The following is a 23,903-nucleotide window of genomic DNA, read 5'->3' as shown; positions in this document are numbered from 1 at the left end:
CGAAAAATTAGAAACAGGAGAGGAGTGTGGGGTGTGGTTTATATGCACATGAGGTGTGTGACAGGCAAAAGATACCATATTAAATGATTGTTTATTGAGGGCATACAGTTAATAAAAAAGGCCACCTACGATTTAAAACGTAAGCGACCTTTAAGTTTTTAATAGGTAGACTAATTATTCCGTAGTCACCCTCAAAGTCAATGTATCCGTTTGCATGGCGGTAAAGATTCCAAGTCCGTTGGTAACGTTTGTTGGCTCGTTCACCAGTGCTTGTGAATCGCGGGATATATTGGTTGTAAGGATATTGATATACTCTTTATTCACCCGCATCAATATCACCTGGTAATGCCCGTAATAATTAAATGACGATTGTACCAGGTTGTGATAAGCGGCTTGTTCTGTATTGATCTGGAAGCTTGGCTTGTTATTGGTGCGGATGTAGGAAATATAAAAAGGGTCGTTATCCAGGTTTTTAAACACCAACAAGTGGTAAAGCGAATCGGGATTATCCCAGGTGATGGTTCCCCTTACCACATCGGCATAAAGCGGATTGATAGAGCTTGGTACATGAAACACACTATCAGATAATTTAAAATTCTGCGGTTTCCCCGGCATAATGGTAGCGGCACTCACAATTACACCATCATAAGTGAACTGCATGGTATAAGTTTTGCCATTGGTAATAAAGGTACCATCAGCATAGGTATAGGTACCACTTGCAGACTCAGTAAGTTTCACCGTTTTACTATCATCACTTACGCTAATGCTTAAACCGGTAAGGGCAGCGCCATAGGTGGCCGTGTCGGTAAGGGCTTTTTGCTGATAAACCTTAACAGATAAATTTTGACCGGGGATAAGATAGGCCTCTACAACCGGTTTATTGGTCAGCAAGATATCTGATGAGCTCTTTTTGCACGATGTAAGCGCAAATAGTACGGCTACTAAACTCAGTAATATATAATTGGTGTATGTTTTTATTTCCATCTTAAACTTAAAGTTAGGTTGGGGGTGAAGCCCAGGTAATTTACATTGGTGGTTATCACCTGGTTATTTTGCATCTGGTATTCGCGGTACCAGGTATTGGTATGGTTGTAAACGTTAAAGAACGATAAACCAATAGAGCCTACTTTATGCCCATCTATCTTCAACAGATCATAAGATACCGACATATCCAGGCGATGATAGGCTGGCAGGCGCTCACCATTTTTATCGCTGATGTTTAAGTAAGTTGTACTGTTGCCATCGGCAGTTTTAATGGTATAGGTTGATAAGGGAGCAGTGTACGGCCTGCCTGTGCTGAATAAGAATGTAGCCGCAAAATTCCAACGATTATAATGGTACATGTTAATGGATTTAAATTCGTGCCTTACATCCTGGTTAGCATCGTAATAGTTGTCGCCAAAGACGCTGAATTTGTTTTGGGCTTTGGCAAATGTATAGCTCACCCAGCCGGTATAATTACCCAGTTTCTTTTGAACCAATAATTCAACGCCTGCATCGCGGCCTGTGCCTTCGTAAAAATCTTCGGTTACGGTAAGGGTTTGGTTGGGATCGGCCCTGAAACCCCCACCACCGGTTTGTGTTTGCCTTACCGTGTATTGAGTAAGGCCGCTCAGTGTTTTGTAATAACCTTCAACGCTTACCAAAAACGCGTCGTTCTCGTAGCTTAAACCTCCAATATAATGCCTCGCCTGGCCAACAGGGATGTTTGAGCCGTTAGATAGTACCCAAAAGTTCCTGTCGCCTGCCAATATATCTTCACGGATCACCTGGTTTTCAAACTGGTAAAACTGACCGGTTGCTCCCTTTACCGTCAATTTATCGGTAATGTTATAACTGGCCGAAAGCCTTGGTTCAAAATATGGTTTCCCGGTAGGACCGTAGTAAGTAGCCCGTATACCCGGTTGTATGTGAAAATTACTGTTAGGATCGATAGAAAGCTCGGCATAAACGCCTTCTAATGTCGCGTTATTGTGTTGGTTGATTAGTTTGCCGGTATCGTTTTGAGTGTACTCGTAATCTATCTTTTTATAGTTTACGAAGCCGCCAAAGAGTAATTTGTATTTATCCGTTGCCGACCATTCCCATTCCGATTTATAACCTACATCTTTTAGGTTATTGGTTTCGATGGTGTTGTTGGTAAAGGTATGCGCGATACCGTTGCTATCTAACAGTGAACCACCTGAGCTGCCGCGGTTACGGTCATTAAAATAAGAAGAATAGGTTATATAGTTATTAGAGTACAGTTTTTTACTCCACTGCCTGAACCATTTAACACTACTGCCCAGGTTACCATATTTGGTATAATCGGTAATGCCAATGCCGCTGCCAGAACCTGATAATCCCGGCGGCAATCCCAAATCACGACTGTTATCCGTTTTATCAGTACCCGAGTAATAACTTATTGACACTTTGTTGTTTGGGTTGATATTATACGTGTATTTTGCATTAGCATCGTAAAAGTACGAGCTTGGTGTTACCTGGTTGGCAAAACCACCGCCAAAACCCCGGCCACCTCCGCCGCCGCCGCCACCCTGGAAGGTAGTGGTCTGATTAAACTGATTGAAGATCTTGTTATAAAATGGACCCTGGTATGATCGCCTGATGGCCAGCAACAAGGTTGATTTATCGGATAACGGCGTTTCCAGATATCCGCTGGCACTGAGCAAACTCAGATCAACACCTGCATTGGTTTCGTTTTTATTTCCCTCTTTGCCATTTATTTCGGTTACACTTGATAAACGACCGCCATATTTGGAAGTAAAGCCGCCTTTATACATCTGTACGTCTTTGATGGCGCTGGCGTTAAAAGCGCTAAAGAAGCCGTAAAGGTGATCAACCTGGTAAATGGTAAAGCCATCAAGCACTACCAGGTTTTGATCGGGCGTACCGCCGCGTACATAAGCACCTGATGAGGATTCATTGGTGCCGCTTACGCCGGGCATTAACTGGAAAGCCCTTAGGATATCTTTATCGCCCATGGTTGGCAGTTTATCTAAATTGGCCGGCGAAAGCTGTAATACGCCAACCTGCCTGCTATCGGTATTCATTACCCCGCTTTTTTTGCCGGTAATGCTAACCTCATTAAGTGTATTTAAGGACGAATACATACCGCAAATGAGCGTGGTATTAATCTTTTCGCTGTTAAGCCTGAAAAAATCCTGCTGGTACCCGGCGTACGATACATCAACAATACAGGTATCAGATGGTACTCTTAAAAACGTAAAGTAGCCCTCGGCATTGGTAATGGTTGATAGATCGGAGTTCCTGATCCTTACTGAAGCCGAAGGCAGCGACTCTCCGGTTAGTTGGTCAATCACCCTGCCGTTAATACTAAACATAAAGTGTTTAGGTACAAGTTTGGCCTCGTCTACATCGTCGTCGGTTTTCTTTCGCTTTACTTTGGCGTTAGAGGCCTGCAAACGCAAGTTGTTGAGCTTTTTTAACCGGGCAAGGTCATCTGGGTTTTTGAGGATGTAAATGGTACCAGTAGATTCTATCCAGTATTTTAAATCGTTGTCGCTACAGGTTTTGGCAATTACAGCTTTAAGCGGTTCTTCAAAAAAATGTTCAACCACATCCATGCTGCTCAATTGCTCTTTATCAAACACAATGCGTACCTGGTAGTTGGTGGCCAGGGTATCAAGCATTTGATCAAGCGTACACGAAAAAAAATGGTTTACAATAATGTCTTTGAGTTTTTGTTGTGTTTTTTGCGCATGAGCGCTGGGGTGGTACAAAATAAACAGTACGGTAATTAATGGGAAAAGTCTCTTCATCAGGGGCGTGTTATCTGTTGCCGAAGTTGCATCATATCCCTATCCCCATAAAATTAAATCGACGGCTACGGATGTTGTGTCGATGAACGCCGTTAATGTGCGGTAAAGAGTCTGGAAGAATTTAGTCCGGAAGTCCAAAAGATCCTTTTTTTACAAATTTTAACTTTCGGACTTTGCTGACTTTCGGACTTCTTGGCTTCGAAATTACTCTTTCCCAATCATCCGGTTAATAACATCCCGATAGCTATCACTAAGCGGCACTTCGGTATTGATCATTTTGATACGTGCCCGGCGTAGTTGGGATACGTGCTGCAGGTTTACTAAAAATGACTTGTGCACTCTGAAAAACTGATCGGCAGGTAACTGAAGTTCAACTGCTTTAAGACTGATGCGCGATAGGATTGGTTTTTGCAGATTGGTAAAATGGATTTTGATATAGTCCTTCAACCCCTCAATATACTCTACCTGGTCAAAACTTATTTTAATGAGGTTATAGTCAGCATGCAAAAAAAAGTAGTTTTTTACTACAGGCTGTGGTACATAGCTTCTGCGGAGTTCAAACAAGTCGAGTGCCTTATGACATGCTTTTAAAAAGCGATCTAAAGGCACAGGTTTTACCAGGTAATCTATCACATCAAGCTCAAAGCCCTCTACCGCGAATTTTTCATAAGCGGTAACAAATATTACCATAGGGCGTTGCGTAAGGCTTTTAACAAGCTGTAGGCCATTGATGCCGGGCATGTATATGTCGCAGAATAGGAGATCGATAGGTTCTTTCTGCATGGCAAGTATGGCCTCACCCGCATTACGGCATCGCCCGGCTACCTGTATGTTATGTACATGTTTAAGGTTATCTTCTAACAGATCAAGCGCCAATGGCTCGTCATCAATAATAAGGCATCGCATCATTTGAGTTCAAGTTGTAGCATCACTATATAGGTTTGCTCGGTTTTATTGATGTATAAATTATGTTTGCCAGGATAAAGTAGTTCAAGCCGTCTTTTTACGTTAGCTAATCCTATACCGCTGTCGTTATCTTTCTCACCTCCTGTAGGGTTGTAAACGTTTTGCACAGTGAAACGAAGGTTTTGCTCGTCTGCAAAAAGGGTTACCGCAATATCTGGATAGGCAATATTGCCCGTACCGTGTTTGAAGGCATTTTCAACAAATGGGATCAGCAGCATTGGTTCAACGGTTTTATCGGGCGCTTTAATCTCCGATTTAAAGTAAATTTTTACTTCGTTACCAAAGCGCAGTTGCTGCAGGTGGATATAGCTGCGCAGGTAATCTTCCTTTTTTTCCAATGTTACCTTTTCTGCATCGGTAACATATAGCATGTAACGTAATAGTTTTGAAAGTTGTATAAGCGTAGGTTCAACAGCGGCAGAATTTACCCTGGATAACGCTACGGCACTGTTAATCACGTTAAAAATAAAATGCGGACTAATTTGAGACCTTAAAAAGGCAAGCTCCGAAAGAAGGGACGCATTGGCGATATCTTTCTTTTTGTTCATGGCCTTAAACTGATCGGCCAGGTAGTGGTAGGCAAAACTTCCAGCGGTGATTGAAAGTAGCGGAAACAACGTAAAATGTGGCCCTTGAGGTAGTATCTGCCCGGCAAAACCCTTTAGTTCGGGCAGCGGAAATTGCCGGTGCATATACCAAAGTACAAAGTTAAAAACCACAAATGAGCCAACCAGGGTTAAAAAATATAGTCCGATATTTTTTTTCAATATCCGTGGGATTAGCAAAAAAGCATTGAGGTAAAACTCTGCAGCCAGCACCAGGTTAAAAGTGACGATTCGCTCTGGCGAAAAAAAACGTTGCGACAGTCCACGTATATCAGGCCGGGAAATTATAGGGGTATAGATAATGAGTGCCCAAAACAGCAGATGGATAAAGATTTCGATAATAAGCGCCGGTTTGATGCGGTTAAACATGTCAGCTAAAGTAAAGCCATTTAAAGTACCTTCATCATAGAATAGACGAGCAGGTTAATTGTGCCGACGAAATCCAGTACTGTGTATTTAGCTGTTGATTGACTTTTGACTATGAAGATCAATTTTAATATAGATGGAGTATAAAAATCAATCACTCCATAAGGACAGGGTTGAAATTGGAATTGGCACTCAACGCACAATTATGTTGGATTTAATTAACTCAATGTTGCTTCAATGTAATACAACAGGGTTCAATAATGGCTATTGTTAATTTGTCATTATCAATAAGTTAACCAATTTAATTTGGGGGGTTAATTCAGAAATCCTCCCAAATTGAGGTGGTGATTTGCCAAAAAAAATTCAGCATGATCAACAAATACTACTTGATTTTACTTTTTACATTGTGTACGTCAGTTACCTGGGCTCAAACGGCAATAATTAAAGGAAAAGTAACAGATAAGATAAGTAAGGAACCTTTGCCCGGCGCTTATGTGCATTTAGACGGAATGCATAAAGGCGCAACTACCGATGCCTTTGGCAATTTTGAAATAAACAAACTTGCTGCCGGCGAGTACAAAGTTAAAGTAAAGTATATAGGCTTTGGCGAGTTTGAAAAAAAAGTAACTGTATCAGATAATCAGACAATGGTTATTGATATTGCGATGAACGAAAGCGATGAACAGTTAAAAACTGTAAACATTTATTCAAAGCTTAACCAAAGCAATGAATCCTCGTCAAGAAAGTCAGAGAAAAATGCCAGCAACATTACTAATGTATTGTCGGCAAGGGCAATGGAGCGCTCTCCGGATATTAACGCTGCTACAGCGCTTACACGGGTTTCGGCCGTAACCTTGCAGCGCAATAGTGGCTCAGACGAGGCTTATGCTATTATACGGGGTTTGGAGCCCCGTTATAATAATACGCTTATTAACGGAGCTAAAGTAACCAGTCCGGATCCGGTTTCAAGGTTTATTTCCTTAAGTGTCGTTCCATCTGATCTTTTGGATAGGATTGAAGTGAGTAAAACCCTTACTCCCGAAATGGAAGGCGACGCCATAGGAGGTACTGTAAATTTAATTTTTAAAGATGCACCCGAAGCCGAGTATTTTAAGGCTAATGCTTCCGTTGGTTACAGCGCGATTTTTTTTAACAGAAAGTATGATAATTTTAACCAAAACGCGGTTTTAAGTAAAAGCCCTTCCGAGAGGTTTGGCCCGGCTTATGTAGCGCCCCCAGGTTACTTTACACGGGCTAATCTTGATTTTACCAAGAAAACTGCACCACCTACCGCCTTGGCAAGTTTCACTTACGGGCGCCGGTTTTTTCATAATAAGCTTGGGTTTATCATTGCCGATAGTTATCAGAATCAATATTATGGTACTAATTCGCAATTTAACGCCGCTATTCCTAATACGCAGGCGGGGGGCAATTATAAACCGGTGCTGTCTGATGTAGCTAATCGTACCTACTCAACCCAACAGCTCAATAATGGACTTTCGGCTCATTTAGATTATAAAATTGATGACAAAAATACAATAGGCTTAAGTAACGTATTCTTGTATACTTACATTGCTCAAACACGATTAAGTATAGATACATCTATAATTGGCGGTAATGGTGGCAGGATAGGGCCCGGCACTGGTACGGTTTTTAACGATAACCGTTCAAATATTCAAAAGCAATATGTAGAAAACTTAAAGTTGGATGGCAAGCATATCTTGTCAGATCACTTTCAGTTTGATTGGGCTGGTTTATATTCAAATTCAACCGCCAACTCTCCCGATAGAGCTGATTTAACGCTAAACCATTTAATTAATCCGGATTTTACCAGTACACCTAATTATTTCGATGCTATTTCAAGAATTTGGTCGAAAAACGGCAATAAAGATTTAAGCGCTTATGCCAATGTTGGCTATAAGACAGGATTGGGCGATAAAAGTTCGCTTGAATTAAAAATTGGCGGTTTATACAGGCACAGTACCAGATATAATAAGCAAAATGAGTATACGTTGCGTCCCGCGGCAGAAGCAAATGGGGTAAAAGCACAGTTTACAGACATCTACAGCTCTCAATGGGTGGTGTATAACGTAACAGGCTCTTCAACAAGTGATGCGGCCAATTATACGGCTTCAGAAGATATTACATCGGGCTATGGCGAATTTAAGCTTAATATAAATAACCTGGATATTGTTGGTGGCGTGCGGGTGGAGGGAACCAAACAGGAGTATGATACACACCCTGTGGTACTTAATATACTTAGCAGTGCTAAAAAAACGTATACCGACGTATTGCCAAGCTTGCAGTTTAAATACAAATTAACGGATAACTCAAACCTAAGAGCCGCGTATTTTAAGTCGATTGCAAGACCAGCGCTCTATGAGCTTGTGCCAACGGCTACGTTTGGCCAAAGTTCCGACGTAACAGGAAATCCATATTTGCAACATACCGAGGCTGATAATTACGATTTACGCTATGAGTTATATCCTAAAAATGAAGAGCAGTTTTTTGTAGGTGGTTTCTATAAGGAGATCAAGAACCCTATAGAGTTTGCTTTAATTTCTACATCGGGCGGGCAGCTGCAAACCACACCTCAAAACTTTGGAACAGCTAAAGTAGCCGGTGCTGAAATTGTGTATAGCCGGTATTTCGGTAACATAGGTTTTTCTGGTAATTATACTTATACCTATTCAAATATTAGTTCCGCAAAAGATGTTCCCGAAGCGGGAACTGTGAATGGAAAGCCGGTACTTAAAAACCAAAGCAGGCCGTTGCAAGGGCAAACCGGTGATGTGGCTAACTTATCACTGTTATATAAAGATGATAAACACAAGGCTTTTGCACAGCTGGCCTATACCTATACCAGCCGCACATTATCGCTTGTTTATCCCGATTATGGCTATGATTATTATCAGCAACCGCAATCTTTTCTGGCGCTATCTGCAGAAAAACAGGTAAGCAAACACTTCACTTTAACAGGTAAGGTAAACAACCTGCTTAACACACCAACAACTGTTAAAATCAATAACCTGGTTCAGGCAAGGGATGTTTATAATGTAAGTTTCAATGTTGGCTTCCGGTACTCGCTATAATCTTAAATACATCAAAATGAAAATAAAATACAATCATATCATATCGGCTATTGTTTTATTAACTGTAAGTATAGCCTCATGTAAGAAGGCCGAAGTAACTACTTTTAATAAAATTAAAATACCAACATCAAGCCCAATTCAGCCTGGTAATATTAGTGGTTTTGTTAAAGGCACGTTATTAACCGGGCAAACGTATACTGTAACGGGCGATATCACGGTAAAAAAGGGGGATACCTTATCTGCGCAACCTGGTGCTATTGTTGTGGTGAAAAACAATGCGCAATTTAATATTCAAGGTGTTTTAAACTTATTGGGCTCCCAGGATCAGCCTATCTATTTTAATTCCGATTCAAATAAACCTGGTACATGGGGTGGGTTTCAGGCCGATTCGGCCCAGGCAATAAATATCAAATGGGCACACATAGATAATACAGGTGGACCGGATGCCGGCGGCAGTGCCAGGAGAACGATAGTTGTAAAAGGAGCTATCCCCGTTGATATTGAAGACTCCTGGTTTACCAACGGTCAGGACGATTTGATGGGTTTATTTGGCGCCAAAGTAACTATTTTAAGAAATACCATTAGTTCATCTGGTAGTACCGATGGAGAAGGAATCAACCTGAAATCGGGCGCGACGGGCGTTGTAGCCTACAACGTGATCTTTAGTCAGGCGGGTAGCGGTGTTAAATTAGAAACAAGTACGTCAGTGCCTTTTCCGCAAACAGAAATTGAGGTGTATAATAATACCATTGTAGCAGTAGGCTGGAGGAGAGGATCTGCAGAGCCGGGCCGCGGAACCTCAGTGGGGGTAAATGCGATAGGGCATATTTTTAATAATATTTACGTGAATTGCTACCACGGCATCGAGCTATTTAATGATGGCGATGTAACCCACACCACCTATGGTAACAATCTTTTTTATGCCACTGTTGATACCTATACCGATTTGGTAGATCCAACTATCAAAATTAATATAAGGGCTAATTTTTATCCGGCAGGCGCTGCCGGCAGTGCCCGGCCAACAGATCTGATCTCTACAAAAATCGGAAATTTTGATCCTTTGTTTGTGAAGTTTGATGGTACGGTGGCAGCGCCCAATGGGTTTCCTAATGTTAATGATTTCAGGCTTCAGAATGGATCACCTGCTTATGGTGTAGGCAATGCCAAATACAACCAGGATTTGGGTGCATACACTACCGACGGTAAAGGGAACAAACATTGAGTAATAATTTAGATAGTTTGACTTTATTAACTTTAAATTGATGTTATCACACTATTTTTGTCGCTCATATTTGTTTGAATGAAAATAAACGCATCAATAAAATATTTGCTGCTGGTAGCTTCGTGCATTTCGCTTACCGCTTGCCATAGTGTAATTGGTAATAATAAAACCGAAGCAAACGAGCAGGTAAACATGCATAGTGCTTATGATGATAGCACCCTAAACCGCAAAATACTACCTGTGTTAATGCCGTATAACCGGGTAATTGACCCGGCAGGTAAAGTAATATCGTTTGGCGACGTTGGCGATGAAAACCATAGCATGGATGTAAAACTGATACCGGGTACCAAGCTCATCGCTGTAGAAGACCGGTATGGCTTAACATTAATTGATACTTTGACAAAGGCTGTTGTAACCAGGTGGACTTATAAACAAGACACCCGGTATCGTGGTCTTACCAGTACCTACTCTGGCTTAAAGGTACTACAGGATGGGAATGAAAAGCAGATTTACTGGAGTGCAGCAGCGGGCAAAGGCAAAGATTCAAAATCATACGTTTTCCGGGCAGTTTGGGATGGAACCAAAATAACCATTAAAAACACCTTTAATTTTAAGCCCGAAGGAGAGTCGCCCCTGGCGTTACCTAATGATTTGGCTATCAACAAAGAGAATGGTGCCAATTATCTATATGTAGTTTTAAATGGTAATAACCAGTTAGTTAAAATTAACCTGCTCACCAATAAAACCGAATGGACTAAGCCTACCGGGGTTGCGCCCTACGGCATTGTTATAGCTAAAAATAAAGCTTTTGTTACCAATTGGGCCGGGCCTACCGCTGTTGATACCCTAACAAGGGAAACAGCTGGTGTACCTTACGGAAAAACATATATTGATCCTAAAACAGGTGCTACCGCTTTGGGGAGTGTTACTGTAATGGGGCTTGAAAAAGGAGAGTTGATAAAAGAGATTCCGGTTGGCTTGCATCCCAATGCTATTATCAGCGATTCAAATGAAAGTTTTATATATGTTGCTAACGGAAACAGTGATATGGTTTCTGTTATTTCGGCTGCGGGGCTTCAAAATATTGGCAGTATTGATGTAAAGCTAAATCCTGGTAAAAAGAGTTACATAGGCGATACGCCCAACGCTTTAGCCATTAGCGCGGATGGAAATACCTTATATGTAGCAAACGGACTTGATAACGCGGTAGCAGTAGTAAAGCTTGGCGCGAAACACGCAACTAACGGAACCGGCAGCAGCCAGGTAGCCGGCTTTATCCCTACGGAAGCATACCCCGGGGGGCTTGCTGTTGATGGCAATAATCTTTATGTAACCAACCTGGAAGGTGAAGGATCGCGCATAGGCAGTAATGAAATGGGCAAAAATGGTGGAGATGATGAGCCAGGGGGCGGCAAAGTAAATGCTTATAATTCGCACCATCAAAGGGCTACAGTTTCAATTATTCCTATTCCTTTGACATCAACCTTAAAAGAGTATACAAAAAAGGTACAAAGTCTTAATTTGAGTTTCAGGCAGCAGATTGCCCAATTGCTACCACGTAAAAACGTACCGGCGAGGCCAATGCCCGAACGGATTGGTGAGCCATCTGTATTTCAGCACGTGCTATATATTATTAAAGAAAACCGCACTTACGACCAGGTTTTAGGCGATATGCCCGAAGGCAACGGGGAAAAATCGTTATGTATTTATGGTGATAGTATTACGCCTAACCAACACAATATAGCGCGTAATTTTTTGTTGCTCGACAATTATTATGCATCCGGCAAATGCTCTGCCGAGGGACACCAGTGGACAGACGCGGGAATGGTTACAGATTATGTGGAAAAAAGCGTGCGCTCCTGGTTTAGGAGCTATCCCCACGTACAGGAAGATGCCTTGGTTTATGATGGCAATGGTTTTATATGGAACAACGCCGCCGACCATGGTAAAACAGTGAGGATATATGGTGAAGCTTGCGCGGTCCATTTCGATAATAAACTAAGCTGGAGTAATATTTATAACGATTACCAGGCTGGCAAATCTTTCGCGTTTAAAAACACCAGTACCATATCGCGTGTAAGGCCAATGTTATCGCAAAACTTCCCGGGCTCTGATGAGCATAAGATCAATGAACAATTACGTGCATCAGCCTTTATAAAAGAACTTAATGACTATGAAAAGAAGCCAGGTGATCAATTGCCACAATTAATGATCATGTCATTGGCTGCAGATCATACGGTAGGTATCCGCCCTGGTTTTCCAAAGCCCGAATCGATGGTGGCCGATAATGATCTGGCGCTTGGTCGTATTGTGGAAGCATTATCAAAAAGCCGTTTTTGGAAAAATACAGTAATATTTGTTACCGAAGATGATTCACAGGCTGGCTGGGATCACGTTTCAGCATACCGCACAACAGGCTTTGTAATAAGCCCATATAGCAGGTTGCAGGGTAAGGTGAGCAAAAATTATAACCAAACGTGTATGGTGCGTTCTATCGAACAAATCCTGGGCTTGCCGCCGATGAATATTATTGATGCCACCGCATTGCCTATGTTTGAGTGCTTTACAGATAAACCCTCCAACTACGCATATCAAAGCGTTAAAAATAAAATTCCTATAGACAATGTGAGTCCGCCCCTGTCAAAGCTCAAAGGAGCCGCGTTACATTATGCAACTTTATCTTCACTGCCAGAGTATGATCATGTTGACGGTGGGAATGATGATGTCATGAACCGGATACTTTGGTTTGCCGCCAAGGGAAGTAAAACCTACCCGGCCAAGCTGGCTGGTAAGGACGATGACGACGACAAATAAATAGTAAATATTTTATTGGCTGGTAAGTAGGTGTTTACTTATCGGCCAATTCAATCCAAACCGGGCAATGGTCGCTGGTTTTTTCCCATCCGCGCACATTACGATCTACAGCGGCATTTAGTAAACGACCATCTAACTGCGGACTAAGCAAAAAATGATCAATGCGCAAGCCGGCATCCCGGCCGTAAGCATTGCGGAAATAATCATAAAAGGTATAAATCTTTTCGGTAGGGTGTAGCTTGCGGATGGCGTCCGTCCAGCCTTGATCAACCAGTTTTTTGAAGGCCGCTCGGGTTTCAGGGCGAAAGAGTGCATCGTCTACCCAACGCTCGGGTTTATAAACATCAATTTCGGTAGGCATTACATTGTAGTCGCCGGTAAGTACTACGGGTAAGCCCGTTTCAAGTAATGAAGCAGCGTGGACTGCCAATCGTTCAAACCATCCTAATTTATAATCGAATTTAGGGCCAGGGGCAGGGTTGCCGTTGGGGAGGTATAAACAACCTATTACAATACCTTTAACAGTTGCTTCAATATAGCGGCTTTGTTCATCATCAGGGTCGCCGGGCAGGCCGCGGTGTAGTTCTTTAATCTCGGGATCACGTGATAAGATAGCTACCCCGTTCCAGCTTTTTTGCCCATGCCATATGGCATGGTAGCCTGCATCAAGAATAGCTTGTTCAGGGAATTTATCCTGCGGCGCTTTCAGTTCCTGCAGGCAAACTACATCGGGAACGGTTTCCTGTAACCAACGCAATAATACCGGTAGGCGGCCATTTACACCATTAACGTTATAAGTAGCTATTTTCATGCGGTAAATTTAACAGGTTGCGGATTAAAGTGTTCATAAAAAAACCTACAATATTAAATATTGCAAACTGCAAACGGAATACTGCCAACTTTTTAATTACATTTGTACCCTTAACTGCAAACTGCCCACCGGCAAATTGAGAACTCAATAAAATGGGGTCGACCGGAATTGACAGGATGGAGATAAGTAGGTAAGCATGCAGCGCGTTGGGTGAATTAGCGCTTTAATCTGAACGCTCAAACTTACAAATGGCGAAAATAACTACGCCTTAGCTGCCTAATTTAGAATTAGCATAGCTTTTGTCCCGCCGGTTCTGCGTTTCATTGGATCGGCAACCGGGGCATCGACAAATGAAACTGGCCTGCTTAGGGTGTGATAAGCGGGCGAGATAAAGCACCTACGGAACACGGTACAGGTAAGCGACTGACCTTCCTGTTCCCGACAATTAAACAGAAGCTAAGCATGTAGAAAGCTTACCTTATACCATGTTTGGACGAGGGTTCGAATCCCTCCGGCTCCACTGAATAAAACGCCTGCCCCTGATAAGGGGTGGGCGTTTTACGTTAATAGCAAAGGGAGATACACTGATTTTTACCCCGCTATAGGGTTAACATAACTTAACACTTTTTAGGTTAAAAACAACGTAATTAATTTATAATCAATAACTTAATTTTTACCATGGTTAACACTTTTTAATTGCTAAAAATATTAGTAATTGTGAATTATTTTTGCTAACTTGCTATAAATAAAAACATCATGATAAACACTAAAACAAGGCCCTCGGTAGCCCTAAGGGTAACTAATGAAAAAATTAACAGGTTGCTGGCCAGCGAAAAAATTACCGCAGCAGATGTTGGCGAGCTTAACCAGCAGGAACACCGGCTTTTTGAGCAAAAGATTTCCGAACTTTTAGAGCAATTGAATGGTACGGAACGGGACCGCTTTTTAGAAAAAATAGAACCCATTATGCATGGCAACACAAAAAGTGATATTTGGGAACGCAACCACATACAGATAAGCAACGCCATTGCTAATCATATGCGCCAGTATGGCGTTATGCCTACAAAAAACGATTTAGCACAGGAAACCGGCATTAGCCGCCAAACTGTCGCCAAGCATATTAAGGAATATAAGGAGCACCCGGAATTTGCCGCCCAAATGGAGCAATTTAAATTTATGAGCCACAAAATATTGGCCAACGTTTTTAAGCAGGCCAGCGACGGCGACATGAAGGCTGCCAAACTTTTTTTTGATATGGTAGGTACCGCTAATCAACAGCCCGCTGCTACTGTTATTACCGCCCAAAACAACTACATCCAGATAAACAATACCATCCTGAGCCAGGAAAATTTGAAAAACCTAACCGCAGCGCAATTACAGCAGATTGAAAATATCGTTACCAACAAAGCTTGTGAAGTGCCATTACTGGCCGTTTAGATTGTAGTGTGTTTAACACGTGATGTTGAGTTGGCAGTACGCTAAGTTGCAAGTGAAATTTGTGTTTTCTTTTTACTTCAAAATCCAGCGCGTTGTTGGTGTTGTCACCAACAACTTGTTTCCGGCGCTTTCATAGCTTTAAAACGTTGCTTTTTTTCTTATACAGCGTACTAAGCCAGCGAACGTTTAAAAAGCATTATTGGGGATCACGAACCTGTTGTTTGGTGACAACACCAACAACGAGCTAGCCTGCGGCTATTATAGTCTGCAAAGTCAAGTAGGCAGCACCTTTTATATAAACCCATAATTAATGCTGGCGGCTCCTCTTTAGGATGACCGCAAATAGGAGGCTGAGAAACATGGGGTAATCTTTAAATAGGGGCAGTAATTGCTGCCCGTGAATGTTATTGCCTTTACTGGAGACTGGCAAAATAAAAAAAATGAAAAATATTGAATCAAAATACAAATAGAATCGTTTTTAAATAAATCGCTTTACATAGGAGGGTATATAAACGGGCAGAGGTGTTTGTTTTTTGCTTGCCCGCCCTTGACATTTTACCCGGTTACGCGCTCTTGGTTGCTTAACGGTTGATAAGGGGCGGTGTGTTCAATGGTAATTTGGTTACAAACACACGATGAAAAGTCAATAGTATGGTAGCATTCCCTCAAATTTCATAAAACTGATTTTGACAGCTAATAATAGCGTTGTAGATTTACCCAAACAATACATGATTAACCTCATATTTTAGAAAAAACAAAATCTAAATTACTGGCAAGTTTTGGTTCTGGCATTTGCCAGGACGACTTTTTTTTTACAATTAAAAATTCATGGCTATACAAGAACACCCCTTTTATATTCCTCTGGAAGAAAACGCTATAATTTGGAGATACATGAATTTGAAAAAATTCGAAGATATACTTGTCAAAAAAGCTCTGTTCTTTTGTCGGGCCGATAAATTTACAGACTTAAATGAAGGTACAATTCCAAAAAAAGAAACAGAAAATAGACTTAAAGCTCAAAGACAAGTAAGCGAGCGTTTTGGCAATCCATTTAATCATGATAAAGCTTCAGAAAACATTATTGCTTTGGATGAATTACACAAAGGAATGAAGCGGAGTACCCTGGTCAATTGTTGGCATATAAACAGATTTGAGTCTGGGAAAATGTGGGAATTGTATGTTGGAAACGATCAAGGTGTAGCTATTCAGAGCAATAAAGAAAGAATAGAAAGATGTTTTGGACTATTAACAACTAATATTGAAATGAGTAAGGTTCGATACTTAGATTATGAGAACGATATTTGGTTTCATAAAGATGAATTTCCTCATTATTCATATGCAGCAATTACACCACTGATACATAAGAAAGTGGAATTTCAGCATGAAGCGGAATTTAGAGTTTTTCTAATTAATAATGAAGCTATTAAAAATGAAGACTATTGGAATGATTCAAAGGGTATGGATGTCGAGGTAAACGTTGAGGATTTAGTAGAAAAAGTAATAATCCCCCCTAATTCCGACTCATCTTTCATGAATAAAATTGAATTAATCATTGAAAAATATGGGTTTGATTTCAATGTAGAAAAATCTACATTTAGTCGTTAAACTAATTTGGTTCTTCCACAATATTAAAATATGGACACAGAAATAGAGGTACTTACAAAATGCACCGAATTATTATCAAAATTAGACAAGCCCTCAAGGGACCGTGCTTTAACATACCTTGTAAATAGATTTAGTAGCGCATCAGCATCTATATTGGAAACTAAAACTGATTATGAAGAAATTTTAAACTTGCTAATAGGCAACAGCTTGTTTTTCAAATTTTTGGTGTCTATGTACTATCCATTTTCATTAGAAGAACTTAAAAAGTTCAAGGATAAAATATTATTTGGTGAGATTTATAAAGGCACATTTGTTGAAAAGTCAGACGATTATTTTGATGAGGATGAGGATGACGATGATGACGACGATATGGTTTGGGATGAAGAAATGGTTGTTGTTAACTATGGTTTAATATTTAATTCAAATATAGACTGGCGCGATAACGATATTAAGGAATTTTATAAATTATATTTCGATCAATTAAAAATTAAAAACTTAATCGAGTATAATTTGCCTGTCGGAATAGAAAAAGTTAAACAATTTGATTTGGATGCAATTGATGACTTTTATACCGATCAGTTTCAAGTTATTGGAAATGATGAAGAAGACTTTATTGAAAGAGAACTTTCAAGCCTTGGGATATCGACTTATTCCACGAATGAACGAGGGGAAATAATTGACCCACCTGAATTAAATAAAGCCATTAATGATTTTAACGATAAAAAAAGAGCGCCTTTAAAGTTAGCATACTCAAATGAAGTTGCTGAAATTGAAAAGAAATTTGCGTCCACTATATTTAATGAAGTATCAATAGACGAAATTCAAAATATATTAGAAAAGGATGGCTTATATATTTTGAAAAATCCAATAATTTGGGAGAAAACGTTTAAAAAAATCCTTAATAAGGATACAATTGAAAGGGTTTTCCAAGCCATAAAATGATAATAAATCATTGCAACTATAAGGACAATGGCAAGTTTCCGGGAGCTGAAGACAAAGAATAGTTTTCTGGTAACATAAACTGCTTATCTGCAAGCTAATTTGTGTTACAAATCATTATAATAATTAGCTATAAGGAATCTGTTTTTATATTCCATAATCCTTATATTTGTACTATATGATTTGCAATTAATCTGTACGCAAAAAAATGGTGAGTGTTTCGGTGAGTAAGAAATTAAGCCATTATAAAATATTGAATATCAGCGCAGTACAAGGGCACTACAAATCCCTCCGGCTCCACTGAATAAAACGCCTGCCCCTGACAAGGGGCAGGCGTTTGACGTTAACACCCAAATTGATGATCCGGTACCGGCAACGGGTTCAACCTTACTGCCGAAGGATACTTCATGACACTGTGCCCGCCGGCATACCGAAGGCCAGGGATTGTTAACACCATAACAGGGTTAACATAACTTAACATATTTCAGGTTTATTTGAACTTAATTATCTGATTATCAATTATTTGAGTTTTAGCATGGTTAACACATTTTAAATACTAAAAATATTAGTATTTGTCGGTAATTTTTGCTAACTTGCTATAAATTAAAATCATCATGACAAACACAAAAACAAGGCACACTGTAGCCCTAAGGGCAGCTGACGACAAAATTAACAGGCTCCTGGCCAAGGAAAAAATTATGGTAACGGATGTAGGCGACCTTAACGAGCAGGAACAACGGCTTTTATAGATAAAGCTTTCCGAAATCTTGCAGCAATCAACAGGTGTGGAACGGGACCGCTTTTTAGAAAAAATAGACCCCATTATGCATGGAAACACAAAAAACGATATTTGGGAACGCAACCATATGCAGATAAGCAACGCTATTGCCAATCATATGCGCAAGCATGGCGTTATGCCCTCTAAAAACGATATAGCCCAGGAAACCGGCATTAGCCGCCAAACCGTTGCCAAACATATTAAAGAATATAAGGAGCACCCGGAATTTGCCGCCCAAATGGAGCAATTTAAATTTATGGGCCACAAGATATTGGCTAACGTATTTAAACACGCCAGCGACGGCGATATGAGGGCCGCGAAACTCTATTTTGACATGGTAGGTGCCGCTAATAAACAGCCCGCCGCTACCGTTATTACCGCTCAAAACAACTACATCCAGATAAACAATACCATCCTGAGCCAGGAAAATTTGAAAAGCTTAACCGCAGCGCAATTACAACAGATAGAAAATATCATTACTAATAAAGCCGGTAAAGTGCCCTTGCTGGCTGTGTAATATGGTGCGTTAAATGTAATATTGTTTAGCAGCAGGCTAACTTCCGAATCAAATTTCCACCCTTCTTTTTGCTTCAGAAATTACCACTTTTCCGGCTAAATGCCTGCCTCCTCCGCTTACAAGAGAAACAACCTTATTTTACTGCGCCCGGCAAAGTTACCGCCCGGCAAATGAAACGTAAAGACCATACAAGCGAAGCATTCTAATTTGTTTTTTAGCGGTGCTTCGGCCTCGACACCTCATCCGCCTTGCGCCTTTGGTACCTAAGCGTTGAAAATGGGGGAAGGCATATTAATCGGTAACGTAAACTAAAAAGTATGCCAAAAGTGCCATGCTTTTTTTGGGAAATTATAAACTTTTGATTGAAAACATTACTGAATACATGCCATGATTGTGGTTCAAATGATTAACGGAGCCTTGCATTATTAGATTGATTTTTTTAAGATATTGTATTAACCGGAAGTGTCTTTTCCATTATATCTTCTTTATATTGAGAATAACCTCACGTGGCCGTAATGTGAGCAATGGCCACGCTGCAGGGGGTGCGCCGGTGGTGCTAATATGAAACGTTTTAAAAATGGTATAAAGAACAAACGCCATCTCGGCCATGGCAAAATTATTCCCGACACACATTCTTGGCCCTGCTCCGAAGGGGAGATAATTTTTAACATTCTTATCAATTAATCCCTCGGACTTCAAAAAACGTTCAGGGTTAAATGTTGACGCATCCTCCCAATAAGCTTCACATCGGTGCATGCCATAAATATAAGTTAAAATGCTGGTGGCCGCAGGAAACGAAAAGCCGCCAAACTGATCGTCTTTTATAGCCACCCGTTCGTTTATCCAGACTGCCGGGTACAGGCGCATACCTTCATTAATTATGGCATTTATATAGCTATCGCGCGGGCTATCCAACATGTCAGTTTTTTCTATCGTGCATATCAATTTTTCACAAACCTGATGATTTGAAGCAATAAGATATAATAACCATGAAAGTGTACTGCCGGTTGTTTCATGCCCTGCAAAAAGCAGGATAAGTAGTTCGCTAATCAGTTGCTCTTCAGACATGCCTTGTCCGGTGTCTTCATATCGGGAATTTAGCAACATAGCTAACAAGTCATTATGTGTCGTTTCGTCTGCCCGCCGCTGTGCAATAATACCTCTTAGCATATCCCTGATGCCATCCCATTGCTTAACCAGATTTTTCTCCGCCCCTGTTACCGGGTATAAAAATCTCCTGAAAGGCTGAAGGACATCTTTGGCCATAAAGTCCTGCAGGTTTATAAAGCCCCGGCACAATTCATCGGTCATCTCACGGGACATATCGATATTAAATAGCGAATTGAGCAACACCGAAAAAGAGAGCTCACGCATTAACGGATAAACATCAACCTGCGCCCCCTGCGGAAAATTGGCTATATATGCATTCACGGTATTCATCACCGTTTCATACAGCTGTTGTATACTGTTATGGTGAAAGGCAGGCTGTATAAGCCGCCTTTGTCTTCGCCAGTCATCCCCGTTTACAAAAAGCAGGCTGGTTCCTAATTGCTTCGCAACTACATCTGTATCTAACTTAGCCTTTTGATAATTGGTATGATTTTCCCGAAGCACATAATTTACAAAACTGCTATCCTGGGTAACTATTACCCGTCCTTTGCCTGGCATAAACCCGGAGTAAGTACCCCCGAACTTTTTTATTTCTCCGGAGACATAGCTTAGCGGATCTTTTATTGCTTTGAATGATCCAGCCAGACTTTGAAACGTGGTATTTCCATCAGGGAAACAATACTTACTGTTCATAGTGATTTGCATTTTATGTACTCTGCAAACCTAAAAGTCAGCCACGTTAAAAAAATTAACAAAAGCTAATTAATGCTATTGCTCCGAAGCGATCCTTTTCCGGATTCGGCTAAGCGAAACCGGTGTGATTCCTAAATAGGTGGATAAGTACTTATCAGGAACGCGGTTAACTATATCCGGCTTTTCATGTATTAGTTTAAGGTATCTTTCTTTAGGCGATAGCAGCACAAAGGATTCGATTCTGTCTGTTGCTTCCTTTAGCATATCTACCTGGAAGATAGATCTGTATGCGCCTATAGAAGAGTTTCGGTCGGCCATTTCCTGCACCAGGTTGTAATCCGTTTCTGTAAGCGTAGTATCTTCCAGGGCCTGGAAAATAAAACGGGAGGGCTTTTGCCACATGATGGTATCATACGAACCAATAAATTGGCTTTCCCAGCGTAGTAATATAGTTATTTCGTCGCCATTGGGTTTTAGCTGGTATGCCCTCATCAGGCCCTTTTTTATGTGCCCCATCTTTGTGGAGGCAGTTCCTTCGTGAATATAAATTTCTCCGGCCCGTATTTTTTTTGTTTTTGCTGTTTTAAAAAGCCGGTATATATCAATAACATTTACTCCCTTTAAAATAGAAATATAAAATTGAATATCTTCCTGGCTAAGCATGGCCAAATATATGCTACGCTATTTAAATTGACATCAAGGGGATAATTTTATTTGAAAGCGTTAATATTTTATTAATCATTTTTTATACCCCGAATAGTTATTTGTGTTCATAAATAACCAATAGTAAACCATACAGCTAAAGAGATCACTGAATGCTGGGAAGTATTAAGGTGGCAAGTTAGAAAATTATCCTGTCTGGCATCAATAAGCAATTACAACCAGGAGCTTTTTTAATTATCCATCTGCTGATTACCAGCCCGAGCCCGGTTTGGGATCTCCTGAAATGAATCGACAAACCTAAACCATGTTATTATTTTAAAACGTCGAGGTGACCGGAGTTTATAGCGTGATATACCAATAATTCGATTGTTCTATTTTTTAAAAATGTCGCTTTAATGAAATCTGAAAAAATAACATCCGGGCTACTCATACTTTGTAGTTTTTTAAGCCTGATATTTTGTTTTTTTCGGCCTCAAGATCGGTTAACTGTGCCCTATAAAGAAAAATCCACTGCCTTTGGACGAAAGGATTTTTTATCTTCTACCATAAAAAACATACCACCTACCGGGCGACTGAAAAATAAGCGACTTGAAAACAATGCGACAGCGTGTGACATCATTCACTGGGCAACATGGTCCCGGTTTTCAGGATCAAAGGCAACCGGAACTATAGCGGATGGTAACGGGAATTCTGTTGACGTATCCATGTCATCAAATTTTGATTTTTCGTCAACACCAACTATTTACAATTATTGGCTGTTTAGTTATTATCCGACACCTATCCCAAATGAAACCGTTCCTAAAACAACCTGGTCTGCAGGTAACGGAGGATCAACAAATATGACTTTTTCACAGCCGGTAACTAACCCGGTTTTACTTATTGCATCCTTAGGGCAAACCGGCCAACGTGTTACGCTGGGATTTTCATTACCCTATGTTGTTTTGTACGATGGCGGCGCGATGAGTTATGATAATAGCACATCCATAACAGGTGAAGAAGGATATGCGATAATTATGTTTCCCGGAAATTCAAAGAATGTAGTCATTACTTCAACAACGCCGGAGGATTATACCAATATTACCTGGGGCTTAAGTCTGCCTGCGTTCCCGGTAAATATTACAGAAACAGCATCCTCCTGCGGTAGTACAACGGTAACTGCCAGCGGCGGTACCAGCTATATCTGGAACGGTGGCGATAATCGATACAGTGCTACCAATACCTTTCATACCAACGGTCAATATATTGTAACAGCTAAAAATGCAGATGGGTGTTCTGTATCGGTATCAAAACAAATTGATGTTCATGTATCACCCACGGTTACGGTTAAAGGTAATTTGACCGGCTGCGGGAGCGTAACGGCTACAGCCTCTGTTGATAACGCTGTGAGTTATCAATGGAATGGAGGAAATACGCCTAACAGTGCCAGCAATACTTTTCGCGCCAGCGGCAGGTACACGGTAATAGTTACAGATATGTACCAATGCCAGGCAACCCGTTGGATAGATGTTATCGTAAATAAACCTGTAGTCCCTGTAATAAATATTACAGCATCGCCATCCGGGCAAATTTGTTCGGGCATTCCCGTAACATATAGTGCATCAATTTCAAATGGAGGGGACTCGCCAGAGCTTAGCTGGTTAAAAAATGGTACGCCTGTTGGGGCGGGCAAAACTTATACAGCAACAGATCTGGCAAGTGGTGATAAAATTGAATGCGCACTTGCCAGCCATATACCCTGCGCTGTACCTGCCAGGCTGATCAGCAATAGCATAATTGCTGATGTTAATGCAACGCCAACCATTACTATTTCTCAAAGATTTGTGATAGATGGCCGCTCGTCTTCGGTTCAGTTAAATCCGGTAGTCAACGGCAACATTGCAAGCTATTTATGGACGCCTGCCGAAGGTTTAAGCAACCCAAATATCCCGGACCCTATAGCCAGCCCCCGATTTACAACAGATTATACCTTAACTGTAGTATCAGCTGCAGGCTGCCAGGCGACTGCCCCTGTAAGAGTTCTGGTTTTAAAGGATATCATGATCCCCAACACCTTCACACCTAATGGCGATGGCGTTAATGATACCTGGGAAATTACTAACCTGGCTGATTTTCCAAAAGCGACAATAGATATCTACAATCGCTATGGAGCAAGTATATACCACTCCATCGGCTATGTGCGGCCATGGAACGGCATTTACAACGGCAAAGAGCTGCCGGCTGGTACTTATTATTATTTAATTAACTTAAAGGATCAGGTACACGGCGCTAAGAGTGGATGGGTGACTATCTTGCGGTAAAAGCACTTAAAAAGGTTCGTCATCTGGACAATAGGCAAGTATAGTCAAATCTTTAATTTAAATTATCGCATAAAATAAAAGCCTGTAAATCGCAAGATTACAGGCTTTCATTTTAATTAAATGAGGTATTAATTTAACTTGATCAAATGTGTATTGGCAATAATAAATTGCGCTGATGCACCTTCGCCATAATCATCGTTGCGACAAAA

The 23,903-nt window shown here is 40.8% G+C and carries 16 protein-coding genes and 1 other RNA gene; 10 read left to right on the top strand and 7 right to left on the bottom strand.

What is annotated here, in order from left to right; translation table 11 throughout:
• Positions 1 to 174: 174 nt before the first annotated feature.
• From FHS10_RS08460 to FHS10_RS08445, 4 genes are all read right to left on the bottom strand, one after another.
• Positions 175 to 984 (bottom strand): DUF4249 domain-containing protein, encoded by an 810-nt coding sequence (locus FHS10_RS08460; protein WP_259089273.1) that lies wholly within the window; start codon positions 982 to 984, stop codon positions 175 to 177.
• A complete protein-coding gene (locus FHS10_RS08455) occupies positions 975 to 3,779 on the bottom strand; it encodes a TonB-dependent receptor (RefSeq protein WP_259089272.1) in 2,805 nt (934 codons plus the stop codon). The genes FHS10_RS08460 and FHS10_RS08455 overlap by 10 nt, the downstream gene beginning before the upstream one ends.
• Positions 3,780 to 3,983: 204 nt before the next feature.
• A complete protein-coding gene (locus FHS10_RS08450) occupies positions 3,984 to 4,688 on the bottom strand; it encodes a LytR/AlgR family response regulator transcription factor (RefSeq protein WP_259089271.1) in 705 nt (234 codons plus the stop codon).
• Positions 4,685 to 5,719 (bottom strand): sensor histidine kinase, encoded by a 1,035-nt coding sequence (locus tag FHS10_RS08445; protein ID WP_259089270.1) that lies wholly within the window; start codon positions 5,717 to 5,719, stop codon positions 4,685 to 4,687. The genes FHS10_RS08450 and FHS10_RS08445 overlap by 4 nt, the downstream gene beginning before the upstream one ends.
• Positions 5,720 to 6,084: 365 nt before the next feature.
• On the opposite strand from FHS10_RS08445, the gene FHS10_RS08440 reads away from it, so the two are divergent.
• The 3 genes from FHS10_RS08440 (at position 6,085) to FHS10_RS08430 (ending at position 12,844) form a co-directional block, all read left to right on the top strand.
• Positions 6,085 to 8,808, top strand: a complete 2,724-nt coding sequence (locus tag FHS10_RS08440; RefSeq protein WP_259089269.1) for a TonB-dependent receptor — start codon at positions 6,085 to 6,087, stop codon at positions 8,806 to 8,808.
• 16 nt (positions 8,809 to 8,824) lie between these two features.
• Positions 8,825 to 10,030 carry a right-handed parallel beta-helix repeat-containing protein gene (locus FHS10_RS08435; RefSeq protein WP_259089268.1) on the top strand — a complete coding sequence of 402 codons (1,206 nt, stop codon included), beginning with the start codon at positions 8,825 to 8,827 and terminating at the stop codon, positions 10,028 to 10,030.
• A gap of 78 nt (positions 10,031 to 10,108) precedes the next feature.
• Positions 10,109 to 12,844: a bifunctional YncE family protein/alkaline phosphatase family protein gene (locus tag FHS10_RS08430; protein ID WP_259089267.1), complete on the top strand. Its 2,736-nt coding sequence runs from the start codon at positions 10,109 to 10,111 to the stop codon at positions 12,842 to 12,844.
• Between the two features lie 34 nt (positions 12,845 to 12,878).
• On the opposite strand, the gene xth is transcribed toward FHS10_RS08430, so the two are convergent.
• Entirely contained in the window at positions 12,879 to 13,655 is a 777-nt protein-coding gene (xth, locus tag FHS10_RS08425; RefSeq protein ID WP_259089266.1) for an exodeoxyribonuclease III, read from the bottom strand.
• Positions 13,656 to 13,809: 154 nt separating this feature from the next.
• Here xth and ssrA point away from each other — a divergent pair.
• From ssrA to FHS10_RS08395, 6 genes are all read left to right on the top strand, one after another.
• Positions 13,810 to 14,178, top strand: a transfer-messenger RNA (tmRNA) gene (gene ssrA, locus FHS10_RS08420).
• A gap of 233 nt (positions 14,179 to 14,411) precedes the next feature.
• The gene (locus FHS10_RS08415) at positions 14,412 to 15,092 is read left to right on the top strand and encodes a hypothetical protein (protein ID WP_259089265.1); all 681 of its coding nucleotides are present in this window, start codon (positions 14,412 to 14,414) and stop codon (positions 15,090 to 15,092) included.
• 828 nt (positions 15,093 to 15,920) lie between these two features.
• On the top strand, positions 15,921 to 16,697 hold the full coding sequence (locus FHS10_RS08410) for a DUF2971 domain-containing protein (RefSeq protein WP_259089264.1): 777 nt from the start codon (positions 15,921 to 15,923) through the stop codon (positions 16,695 to 16,697).
• Between the two features lie 30 nt (positions 16,698 to 16,727).
• Entirely contained in the window at positions 16,728 to 17,639 is a 912-nt protein-coding gene (locus FHS10_RS08405) for a hypothetical protein (RefSeq protein WP_259089263.1), read from the top strand.
• A 611-nt stretch (positions 17,640 to 18,250) separates the two neighbouring features.
• Positions 18,251 to 18,385: a hypothetical protein gene (locus FHS10_RS08400; protein WP_259089262.1), complete on the top strand. Its 135-nt coding sequence runs from the start codon at positions 18,251 to 18,253 to the stop codon at positions 18,383 to 18,385.
• A 75-nt stretch (positions 18,386 to 18,460) separates the two neighbouring features.
• Positions 18,461 to 18,931, top strand: a complete 471-nt coding sequence (locus FHS10_RS08395) for a hypothetical protein (RefSeq protein ID WP_259089261.1) — start codon at positions 18,461 to 18,463, stop codon at positions 18,929 to 18,931.
• 474 nt (positions 18,932 to 19,405) lie between these two features.
• On the opposite strand, the gene FHS10_RS08390 is transcribed toward FHS10_RS08395, so the two are convergent.
• Both FHS10_RS08390 and FHS10_RS08385 read right to left on the bottom strand, forming a co-directional pair.
• Entirely contained in the window at positions 19,406 to 20,734 is a 1,329-nt protein-coding gene (locus FHS10_RS08390; protein ID WP_259089260.1) for a cytochrome P450, read from the bottom strand.
• Positions 20,735 to 20,809: 75 nt separating this feature from the next.
• Entirely contained in the window at positions 20,810 to 21,397 is a 588-nt protein-coding gene (locus tag FHS10_RS08385) for a Crp/Fnr family transcriptional regulator (protein ID WP_344757812.1), read from the bottom strand.
• A 704-nt stretch (positions 21,398 to 22,101) separates the two neighbouring features.
• Between FHS10_RS08385 and FHS10_RS08380 the strand changes: the two genes are divergently transcribed.
• Entirely contained in the window at positions 22,102 to 23,694 is a 1,593-nt protein-coding gene (locus tag FHS10_RS08380; protein WP_259089258.1) for a T9SS type B sorting domain-containing protein, read from the top strand.
• Positions 23,695 to 23,903: the final 209 nt, after the last annotated feature.

This window comes from Mucilaginibacter dorajii (assembly GCF_024808255.1).
In the GTDB taxonomy this organism is placed as follows: domain Bacteria; phylum Bacteroidota; class Bacteroidia; order Sphingobacteriales; family Sphingobacteriaceae; genus Mucilaginibacter; species Mucilaginibacter dorajii.
The sequence above is the reverse complement of the archived record's forward strand: the minus strand, read 5'-3'. Positions and strand labels throughout refer to the sequence as shown.